At 43.6% G+C, this 9910-nt stretch carries 9 protein-coding genes, 1 tRNA gene and 1 pseudogene; 8 read left to right on the plus strand and 3 right to left on the minus strand.

Annotation, left to right across the window (positions count from 1 at the left end; all coding sequences use genetic code 11):
- Positions 1–295 precede the first annotated feature (295 nt).
- Together gap and ABWK04_05580 are read left to right on the plus strand one after the other, a co-directional pair.
- Complete coding sequence (gene gap / locus ABWK04_05575) at positions 296–1315, plus strand: type I glyceraldehyde-3-phosphate dehydrogenase (GenBank protein ID MEZ0361355.1); 1020 nt, start codon at positions 296–298, stop codon at positions 1313–1315.
- A gap of 3 nt (positions 1316–1318) precedes the next feature.
- Positions 1319–1391 (plus strand) — tRNA-Pro (locus tag ABWK04_05580).
- Here the strand turns inward: ABWK04_05580 and rfaE1 are convergent.
- Both rfaE1 and ABWK04_05590 read right to left on the minus strand, forming a co-directional pair.
- Positions 1373–2338, minus strand: a complete 966-nt coding sequence (gene rfaE1, locus ABWK04_05585; protein ID MEZ0361356.1) for a D-glycero-beta-D-manno-heptose-7-phosphate kinase — start codon at positions 2336–2338, stop codon at positions 1373–1375. The genes ABWK04_05580 and rfaE1 overlap by 19 nt on opposite strands.
- Complete coding sequence (locus ABWK04_05590; GenBank protein MEZ0361357.1) at positions 2328–3563, minus strand: aspartate kinase; 1236 nt, start codon at positions 3561–3563, stop codon at positions 2328–2330. Before ABWK04_05590 ends, rfaE1 begins: the two co-directional genes overlap by 11 nt.
- Before the next feature lie 97 nt (positions 3564–3660).
- On the opposite strand from ABWK04_05590, the gene ABWK04_05595 reads away from it, so the two are divergent.
- Positions 3661–4443 (plus strand): Gfo/Idh/MocA family oxidoreductase, encoded by a 783-nt coding sequence (locus tag ABWK04_05595; protein MEZ0361358.1) that lies wholly within the window; start codon positions 3661–3663, stop codon positions 4441–4443.
- Here ABWK04_05595 and ABWK04_05600 read toward each other — a convergent pair.
- On the minus strand, positions 4405–5769 hold the full coding sequence (locus tag ABWK04_05600) for a sigma-54 dependent transcriptional regulator (GenBank protein ID MEZ0361359.1): 1365 nt from the start codon (positions 5767–5769) through the stop codon (positions 4405–4407). The two genes, ABWK04_05595 and ABWK04_05600, sit on opposite strands and share 39 nt — an antisense overlap.
- Positions 5770–6069: 300 nt before the next feature.
- Here ABWK04_05600 and ABWK04_05605 point away from each other — a divergent pair.
- The 5 genes and pseudogenes from ABWK04_05605 to ABWK04_05625 form a co-directional block, all read left to right on the plus strand.
- Positions 6070–7749: pseudogene (locus ABWK04_05605) on the plus strand (MoaD/ThiS family protein).
- Positions 7735–8550, plus strand: coding sequence for a phosphoadenylyl-sulfate reductase (locus ABWK04_05610; protein ID MEZ0361360.1), 816 nt, complete (start codon positions 7735–7737; stop codon positions 8548–8550). Before ABWK04_05605 ends, ABWK04_05610 begins: the two are co-directional and overlap by 15 nt.
- Positions 8531–8821 (plus strand): hypothetical protein, encoded by a 291-nt coding sequence (locus ABWK04_05615; GenBank protein MEZ0361361.1) that lies wholly within the window; start codon positions 8531–8533, stop codon positions 8819–8821. The genes ABWK04_05610 and ABWK04_05615 overlap by 20 nt, the downstream gene beginning before the upstream one ends.
- Entirely contained in the window at positions 8814–9569 is a 756-nt protein-coding gene (locus tag ABWK04_05620) for a sulfite exporter TauE/SafE family protein (GenBank protein MEZ0361362.1), read from the plus strand. Before ABWK04_05615 ends, ABWK04_05620 begins: the two co-directional genes overlap by 8 nt.
- The coding region (locus tag ABWK04_05625) for an SAM-dependent methyltransferase (protein ID MEZ0361363.1) at positions 9562–9910 on the plus strand (349 nt) is incomplete at its 3' end. The genes ABWK04_05620 and ABWK04_05625, both read left to right, overlap by 8 nt.

A 9910-nucleotide genomic window follows, 5' to 3' on the forward strand; every position in this document is an offset into this window, starting at 1 on the left:
AGGTAAGCACATATATACCAGTACGCTACCCGCTAAGTTTATAATTGCCTTAATCACTTCATGGTAGCTCACTTTGTCCTTTCCTTGTAATGCTGGCTTGATTCAAGAAGCATTTTAGCAAGCCTTAGGGTAGGCAAGCCGGTCAGAAGAGATAGTAGCGTAGTTATTTGCTCGTCAGATAGATGTGGTTATGGCGTACAGGATAAACTGTTCTGCCCGCTTTTGTTAAGTAATAGGAGGGTTATGTGAAAAGGGAACTTCTCACCCAGCGTTTTCTCATAATATAATTAATCTTATGAGTGTAAGGGTGGGTATAAACGGTTTTGGCAGGATAGGAAGGTCTTTCCTTAGAGCATGTTACGGAAGGGAAGATATACAGATAGTGGCTATCAACGATCTTACAGATACAAGAACTCTCGCGCATCTTCTGAAATACGATTCTGTACATGGCATATTCTCCGGATATGTAAGTGCTGATAAAGAGGATATATACGTTGACAATGCGAAAATTAAGGTTTTCTCTTATAAGGACCCCTCCGAAATACCTTGGGGAGATCTGGGCGTAGATATAGTTTTAGAATCGACTGGTGCGTTTACAAGCAGGGAAAAGGCACAGCTTCACTTGAGAGACACAGTAAAGAGAGTTATCATATCGGCTCCAGCGAAGAATCCAGATATTACCATAGTACTTGGAGTAAACGAAGACATATATGATCCGGAAAAGCACAGAATCATCTCGAATGCTTCATGCACTACCAACTGCCTTGCACCGACCTTGAAAGTTCTCCACAGACATTTTGGGGTCAAATATGGCTATATGGTGACAGTTCATGCCTACACTAATGATCAAAGGGTACTTGACTTGCCTCATAAAGATTTGAGAAGGGCAAGAGCAGCTGGAATGAATATAATACCCACGACTACAGGTGCGGCAAAAGCTATAGGTGAGGTATTACCCGAACTCAAGGGTAAACTTGATGGTACCGCAAGAAGAGTACCTGTTCCGGATGGTTCAATAATAGATCTAACTGTTATAGTGAACAAAAAGCCTTTGAATGTGGAAGAGGTAAACTTAACTTTCAAAGAGGCTTCCCAAAATGACTTAAAGGGCATCCTTCAGTATACGGAAGAACCTATAGTATCACAAGATATAATAGGAAACCCACATTCAGCTATATTTGACGCGAGTCTCACCCAAGTGATTGAAGACATGGTACATGTAGTCGCATGGTACGACAACGAGTGGGGATACTCGTGTAGGCTCAGGGATCTGATAGCTTACATACATCAAAAGGAGATGGTATCAAAGGCTTAATCACGGGGTGTAGCTCAGGTGGTAGAGCGCTGGCTTTGGGAGCCAGAAGTCAGGGGTTCAAGTCCCCTCACCCCGAATTTTTACATCTTCCTCCACGTACTCAATAATTTCCTCAAAACTTGGGCTTGCTGTTCCGAGTTTGCCTACCACTATACCAGCGCATACGTTGGCAAGCTCGCACGCTTCTTCCCAATCAAGACCTGCCAACACGCCTGCTGTAAGCACTGCTATAACTGTATCGCCTGCACCGGTAACATCGTAGACCTGTTTTGCTCTTGCGGGGAATACTTTGAACTCTCTGTCAAAAAGAGCCATACCCCTTGATCCGAGCGTTACAACGAGCGTCTTCAATCTGAGGCTGTTTTTTAACTTCCAGCCGAGACTTTGAAGGCTCTCCTCTTCCTGCATTTGTCTTGCCTCCTTTTCATTGGGTGTCATAAGATCTGCACCTATATATAGGTATTTGTTCTTTGGTCTGGGATCAACCGAAAAAAAGACACCTTTACTCCTTATTCTGTCCATAAGTTCTTTACATACCACACCCTTTGCGTAATCCGAAACTACCACCGCGTCCACATCCACATCAAGCCTCTCAAGAAGATCCTCTAAAACTCTCCCCTCTATTTTCTCCTTGCTTTCGTTATCTATACGTAGAAGCTGTTGAGATACTGCAACAACACGAGCCTTTTGAGTTGTTGGTCTGTGCCTATCTTCTATCGTAATATCGTGAATACCTTTCTCTTTGAGAAGTCCACTTACTACATGACCTGCATAATCATTACCAACCACACCGCATAGGTAAACCCTTATCCCAAGATTTGAAAGATTACTGGCTACGTTTCCCGCGCCTCCAAGCCGAAACTCTTCCTTTTCTACTTCCACCACAGGAACCGGAGCCTCTGGAGATATACGTTCCACTTTACCGAATATATACCTGTCAAGGATAATATCCCCTACCACGAGTATTTTTATATTTCTGAACCTTTCAAAGGCTCTTGATATAAGCCCCTTATCAAGTCTCATTTATAACTTTGACCTCTTCCCCCTCTTCTACAAAAGCCTGATGAAGTTCTCTGACCGCAAGCTCACCGTATTTGCTTTCGATCAGACACGAGATCTTTATCTCCGATGTGGATATAGCCATTATATTTATGTTGTTTTTGTATAGTACTTCAAACATCTTTGCCGCTGTGCCGTATGAGCTTTTCATACCTATACCTACAACGGAGATTTTTGCCACGTTATCATCTCTGACCACTTCCTGAGCGCCTATTTCCGTAGCTACTTTTTTTACTATATCTTCCGCACGCTTAGCATCATTTTTATTTACCGTAAAGGAAAGATCTGTGTATCCTTGATGGGAAACATTTTGAACTATCATATCCACAACTATGTGAGCGTCTCCGAGCGCTTTGAATATACTGTAAGCTATGCCTGGTCTGTCAGGTACCCTTACTACGGTGATCCTTGACTCTTTCATTTCTAAGGTTATAGCTCTTACCGCTACCTTTTCCATGACTTCCTCCTCCGGCAGTATCCATGTTCCTTCTTTATCCGAGAAGGAACTCCTGACATGGATTCTTACATTGTACTTCATAGCGAACTCTATACTCCTTGCCTGCATCACCTTAGCACCTAAGGAAGCCATCTCAAGCATCTCTTCGTAAGATATGCGAGATATTTTTTTTGCTTTGGGGACTATTCTGGGATCAGCAGTAAAGACACCTTCTACATCCGTGTATATCTCACAATCCGCACTGAGAGCATGAGCGAGAACCACGGCAGACAGGTCAGATCCACCCCTCCCAAGGGTTGTGATCTCCCAGTTATCGGTAACACCTTGAAAACCCGCAACTATCGGTATGTAACCTTCGTTTATGATGTTTCTTATCCTTTGAAGACCTACCTTCAACACTTTCGCTTTCGTGTGTACGTGGTCAGTAATTATAGGCACCTGCCAACCGCAAAGGCTCATCGCTGGATAACCAAGTTTATTCAGTGTGATAGCAAAGAGAGCTACAGCTTGTTGCTCGCCTGTGGACACGAGCATGTCCATTTCCCTCTCAGGTGGGAAGGGATCTATCTGTTTAGCTAAGTTTATAAGCCTATCAGTTTCACCAGCCATTGCGGAAGATACAACAACAACCTTGTACCCCTGTTTTACCTTTTCTATAACCCTTTTTGCAGCGTTTTCTATCCTTTCAAGACCACCTACAGATGTTCCACCAAACTTTACCACCAGATCCATCGGTAATATTTTACGACAATCCCGCCAGAAGGCTCTCTTTTTCAAAGGAGATATAAATGGCAAAGCTCTTTAGAGATTAAACGTTATACTATACGTTATGCATGTCTTACTTGTAGGTTTCGGGAATATGGGTAAAAAGTATCTGCTCAAGCTGGAAGAACTCGGCGAATCTCCAATACTGTGCGATAGAGATCCCAAAAAGGCTACTGATAAGTATCCCTTTTATTGTCATATAGGTGATGTGAAAGAGGAGATTAAGGCGGTTATAATAGCTGTAGAGCCCTCCGAGCATGTTAGCTTATCAAGAATCTTTTTAAAAAGAGGTATTCCTGTACTTCTTGAAAAACCTCCAGCACTGAATTATGAAGAATTCAAAGAGATATACAGTTATCCAAATCTTTACGTGTCGGAGGTGGAAACCTTCTCCTCTTGCCTACAATATTTTCCAAAAGATGTAAAGAGCTTAAACATTGAAAGATTTGGTAAGGGAAAGGGTTATATATCGCCTCTTTGGGATCTCGCATGGCATGACCTTTACCTCCTTCAGCTGTTTTTTAAAAGCATTGAGTTAAAAAAAATGGATGTGAACCACGTATGGGAGCTAAAAGGTGAGGCTGATGGAGTACCTTTCATTTTGAAGGTCGCCTGGGAACATCCTGAACCTTCAAGGAGATGGATAATAAATGAGGGTGATTTGGTACTTGATTTTGCGAAAGAAGAGGTCTGGAAAGATGATAAACTCCTATCTGGTGAAAAAAGGGATAAGCTAAGGATAATGGTGGAAAGGTTTTTAGCCGGAAGATTTGATCAAAAAAGCAAGGAAAGAGCGATGAAGAATCTCTTACTTTTGGAAGAAGCTGAACGTTTTTTCCGGATTTGATAACCCTTGTAGTATCCTTTTGAGGGTGATCCTGTTTATACCAAGGTATCTTGCGGTTCTTGAGTAGTTTTCTTCAAAAAAATTAAAGGCTTCCTCAGCTATGATTCGGGAAACTTTTCCCATTAGTTTGTAATATAAACCTTCTTCCCCTCCCCTAAGAAGCTTTTTTACCTCATCCCTTAAGACATCTTCAAAATTTTGAGGAACGTATTCGCCCGATTCAACATCCAGGTCTTTTTCTTTGAGAATATCCCCTCTGCATAAAACCATAGCCCTTTTTAAAGCGTTCTCAAGTTCCCTAACATTACCTGGCCAGCTGTAGTTTAGAGCCTTCCTTAAAAATCCTTCCGTATAACCTGCAATCCTTCTGCCAGTTTCCTTAGAGATATTACTCAGTATGCAGTTTATTAGGATGGGAATGTCTTCCCTTCTTTCTCTTAGAGGTGGTATGTATATTTCAACTGTACTTATCCTGTAGTAGAGATCCTCTCTAAAAAATCCTTCCTTTACGAGCTTCCTTATATCCTTATTGGTAGCGCATACGAGCCTGAAGTCGCAATGGATCTCTTTTGTACTTCCGAGTCTCCTTAGCTTTTTCTCCTGTAGGACCCTCAAAAGCTTAGGCTGTATATGAAGGGGGAGGTCCCCAACCTCATCAAGAAAAAGCACACCGCCTCTTGCGGATTCTATAAGCCCTTCCTTTGAGGATACAGCTCCGGTAAAAGCTCCTTTTTCGTATCCAAAAAGTTCAGCTTCAAGAAGCTCCGGAGGTATGGCTGTGCAGTTAACAGCAACAAAAGGAGCGTTCCACCTTTTGGAAGTCTTCCAGAGAGCTTTAGCGAATATCTCCTTACCTACACCTGTTTCACCGAGAAGGAGCACCGGTACATCAAGAGCTGAAGCCTTACCTATCTTCAAAAGGACTTCTTTCATCCTACCTTCGGGATTTCCTATTATGGAACAAAGTTCTTTACAAAGGTCTCCTGACATATCTTCACCTTCAGCAAGAGGTATGATATTATCATCATCCCTTAAACCACCTTCTAAGTCTGCAATAAGTTTGTTTAGCCTGCGTCTATCAACTGGCTTTAAAAATACATCATAAAAGCCCAAACTTACGAGCTTTATAGTGTATCCGGGTATGCCCTTAGATGTTATAGCCACAGGCACATTACCACCTTCTTTAAGGTCCGGAAGGCACGAAAGCCCTACTGTATCTATATCTACCAAAACTAAAGTTCCTGCAAGTTCCTCAGGAAGTTCCTCAACCTTTTCAAAGCCCTCCACTGAGAGGGACAAGTCCCTCGTGTATAGAAGCCTTTTCATGTTTAAAGAATATACAAAATTGTTTATTCATTATACATGATAAGTATCAATATTTAACAACTTTTCAATCTTTGGAAAGACATCTCAAATTGGCACATAACTTGCATATTCAAGGTAGGAGGTGCTCGCATGAAGGAAGAGCTTGTGGGAAAAAACCCAAGAGAGAAGCTAAAGGCTGAAAAGCATCCTTTGGATATAATTGAGGAGCTTCCCAAGATTATAAAGCAAGGCTATGAGAACACGCCGGAGGAGGACCTTGTAAGGCTCCAGTGGTATGGGCTTTACCATGACAAGCCAAGGATGGGATACTTCCTTCTTAGGGTAAAAGTGCCTGGGGGTATTTTAGAGCCAAGGCAGCTCCATGTATTGGGTGAGCTGGCAAAAAGGTTTAACGACTATGCGGAAATAACCTTAAGACAGGATCTACAGCTTCATTACATAAGGCTTGAACACCTTCCTGAGGTTTTTGAAAGGCTAAGAGAAGCAGGTCTCTTTCCTGTAGGTGCCTGTGGTGACACAGTCAGGAACATAACCACCTGCCCCTTATGTGGGCTTGAAGAAAAGGAGCTTTTTGATGTTAGAAAAACCCTTTATGAGCTTGAAAACTTCTTCCATGACCCTGAAAACAGAGAATACTTTAACCTTCCAAGAAAGTTTAAGATAACCCTTTCAGCCTGTCCCTATCACTGCAACATGCCAGAGATGCACGACCTTGCCTTTGTAGGAACAATTCATAAGGGTAAGGAGGGCTTTGCGGTTTGGGTTGGCGGTGGTCTTTCTTCTACACCAAGGCTTGCAAGAAAGCTTGGTATTTTTGTGGAAAAGGATAGGGTCTGTGAGGTGGCGATGGCTTTGGTAGAGCTCTGGAGCGAGGAGGATGAAAACAGAAAATCCTTCGTAAAGGCAAGGTTTAAATACATGGTGGATAGGCTCGGTGTTGAAGGAATAAGGGAAAGGCTTTTGGAAAGGCTGAGCTTTAGACCAGAGGAATTGGAAAAGGAGCCAGAACCTGTAAAAAGATACTTCCATACAGGCATAGGAAGGCAGAAGCAGGGAGGTTTTTATTACTTTGGCATTCCCGTGCAGGCGGGAAGGGTAAAGGGAAGCCAGCTTTTAAGCCTCTCAGAACTTGCTCAAGAGCTTAACCTCTCTGTTAGGCTCTCTCAAAGGCAGAATATCCTGCTGGCAAACATAAGGGAGGAAGACCTGCAAAGGGTTAAGGAAGTGGTAAAAGGGCTTGGTTTTGAAGTGGATGTGAGCGAAACAAGGGCTATATCCGTAGCCTGCACCAGCGACCCTTTCTGCAACTACTCGGTGGGTCCTGCGAAGGATGCTCTACTTGAGATACTTGATTACTTAGAAGGTGAGCTTGGAAGGCTTGAGGGTATTAGCATAGGCGTTGATGGATGCCCCCATGCCTGTGCCCACCACTGGCTAAACGATATAGGCCTTCAGGCAACACACACAAGGCATCCAGATGGCTCGGTGGAAACCACCTACAACCTTGTTTTAAGGGGTGGGTATGGAAAAAGGGCAAACATAGGAAAGATAATAGCCAAAAAGCTACCCTTAGAAAGGGTAAAGGTCTATTTGAAAAACCTCCTTCTTTCCTTTAAAAACTCTGGGTTTGAAGACTTTCATGAGTTTTTGAATAAAAAGAGCGATGAGGAGCTTTTAAGCCTTATGGAGGGTAAGGATGTCATGGTGGAGGTTGAAAAAAGGCTTGTAAAGGTGCGTATATTTGGACCTCTCACACGTTTTTCTGGAGGTCTTTCGGAGGTGGAGCTAAGCGCAAAAACAGTCAGGGAGGCCCTTGAAAGCCTTGAAAGGGAGTTTGAAGGCTTTAAGGGAAGACTTTTTGACCAAAAGGGAGAGCTAAAGCCCTTTGTAAAGGTCTTTTTAAACGAGGAAGATGTCTCTTACCTGCAGGGTTTGGAAACAAAACTTAAAGAAGGCGATGAGCTTATGCTCTATCCAGCTCTGGCGGGTGGTGCCCCTTCCTTTGATGAGCTTGAGCTTCACGAGCTTGCCATAGACTTTGAGGACAAGACACCTCAGGAACTTATAGCCTGGGCTTTGGAAAACTTCCATCCAAGGCTTTATATAGCTTGGAGCGGTCAGGTTGAGGATATGGTGCTTTTAGATATGGCTTGGAGGATAAACCCGGAGGTGAGGGTCTTTATGGTGGATACGGGCAGGCTCCACGAAGAGACTTACAGGCTTGCCCAAGAGGTGGAGGAGAGGTACTGCATAAGTATAGAGGTTTATTTCCCTAAGGCGGAAGATGTGGAGAAGCTCGTGGGTGAGCATGGTATTAACTGCTTTTATAAATCCGTTGAGTTGAGGCACCTCTGCTGTCATGTGAGGAAGGTAAGACCTCTAATCAGAGCTTTGTCCTGCGTAGATGCTTGGATAACGGGTCTCAGGCGCGAGCAGTGGGCAAGCAGGCACAACATAATGAAGATTGAGATGGACCATGACCACGGGCAGATAGTGAAGATAAACCCCCTTGCTGACTGGACAGAAAGGGATGTTTGGGAATACATAAAGAGAAACTATGTTCCTTACAACAGACTTTACGAGAAGGGTTATAGAAGCATAGGTTGTGAGCCTTGTACGAAGGCTGTTGCACCCTTTGAAGACCCAAGGGCTGGAAGGTGGTGGTGGGAAAAGGACGCACCAAAGGAGTGTGGAATGCACTGCAGTATAGAAACGGGAGGCTTTGAAAAGATTGCGGACAAACTCTTAAGGGAGGCAAGAGATGGCGATAAGGGTTCTTGAGGTTGTGGATATAAACCTGCTCAAAGAGGAGCTTGAGAAAAGAGGCTGGAAGGAAGGCAGTTTTAACAAAAAGCCTGCCATGATAAAAGATCTTGGCTCATACCTTTGGTTAGCCTTACTTGAAGAAAAGCCATGTTTTATATCCCTACCTTCCGAAGAAGACTCAAAGCTTCACAGGGAAGGCATGAGAAGGCTTCAGGAGGAGGTAAAAGAGTTATCTGAAGCTCTTGGCTTCACAATACCTATAAGACTTGGAGGTTCTAATGTTTGAGTATGCACTCTCTGGCTTTTTTATAGCCTTAGCCATAGGCTTGACAGGTGTAGGAGCTGGAACGCTTACCGCACCGCTTTTAATCCTTCTGGGGCTTGACCCGGCAAAGGCGGTTGGCTCAGCCCTCAGTTTTTCAGCTTTTGTGAAGTTTCCAGCCTTTGTCTTTCATGCCCTCTATAAAAATATAGATTACAAAACCCTTTTCCTTATGCTTTCTGGCGGTGTGCCTGGTGTCCTTCTTGGCTCCTTTCTACTATCTTTCCTTTCTCATGAAAAGGGTCTGAAAAATGTCCTCTTCCTTATTATAGGCTTTACTATCCTTCTTAGCATAGCCCTTAACCTTTTTACCACCTTGAGAAATAAAAGGCTTGACCTTACAAGGTATAGATTCCTTTTGCCCTTTGCCTGCTTTTTCATCGGGCTTGAGGTAGGTTTTACATCAGCGGGTGCTGGTGCCCTTGGCATGGTCTTACTCCTTTACTTTACAAGGCTTGAGCCTTCAAGGGCTGTGGGTGTGGATATAGCTTTCGGCTTAGCTTGTTCTTCTTTTGGTAGTCTTTTCCACTTCCTTGGGAGTAACATAAACCCAGAGGTTTTTATTCCCATGTCTTTTGGTGGTCTTCTTGGTGTGTGGCTTGGCACCTACCTAACAAGGAAGATAAATCCAAAGCCTATAAGATTTCTAATATCCTTCCTCCTGCTCTTGGTGGCAATAAACCTCATAAACAGAGGTATTAACCATGGGTAAGGTCTATCTCGTAGGGGCAGGACCTGGAGACTTGGAGCTTTTAACACTTAAAGCCTACAGGCTCATAAGGTCTGCAGATGTTATCCTATACGACAGGCTCGTAAACCCAGAAGTGCTTTTACTCGCAAAGCCTGACTGCGAGCTTGTCTATGTGGGAAAGGAGGATGGAAAACATCTCATAGAGCAGGAAAGGATAAACGAGCTTTTGCTTGAGTATGCATATAGCAAAGAGGTAGTAGTAAGGCTAAAAGGTGGAGACCCCTTCGTCTTTGGAAGGGGTGGAGAGGAAGCCCTCTTTTTGGCACAGCATGGCATAGAGTTTGAAGTGGTTCCGGGTATAA

This window comes from Hydrogenobacter sp. (genome assembly GCA_041287335.1).
Lineage (GTDB): Bacteria > Aquificota > Aquificia > Aquificales > Aquificaceae > Hydrogenobacter.

Bases quoted from the DNA above. Each gene is read 5' to 3' on its own strand.
- gap (MEZ0361355.1), top strand. From the start codon at position 296: ATGAGTGTAAGGGTGGGTATAAACGGTTTTGGCAGGATAGGAAGGTCT.
- rfaE1 (MEZ0361356.1), bottom strand. From the start codon at position 2,338: ATGAGACTTGATAAGGGGCTTATATCAAGAGCCTTTGAAAGGTTCAGA.
- ABWK04_05590 (MEZ0361357.1), bottom strand. From the start codon at position 3,563: ATGGATCTGGTGGTAAAGTTTGGTGGAACATCTGTAGGTGGTCTTGAA.
- ABWK04_05595 (MEZ0361358.1), top strand. From the start codon at position 3,661: ATGCATGTCTTACTTGTAGGTTTCGGGAATATGGGTAAAAAGTATCTG.
- ABWK04_05600 (MEZ0361359.1), bottom strand. From the start codon at position 5,769: ATGAAAAGGCTTCTATACACGAGGGACTTGTCCCTCTCAGTGGAGGGC.
- ABWK04_05610 (MEZ0361360.1), top strand. From the start codon at position 7,735: ATGCTCTATCCAGCTCTGGCGGGTGGTGCCCCTTCCTTTGATGAGCTT.
- ABWK04_05615 (MEZ0361361.1), top strand. From the start codon at position 8,531: ATGGCGATAAGGGTTCTTGAGGTTGTGGATATAAACCTGCTCAAAGAG.
- ABWK04_05620 (MEZ0361362.1), top strand. From the start codon at position 8,814: ATGTTTGAGTATGCACTCTCTGGCTTTTTTATAGCCTTAGCCATAGGC.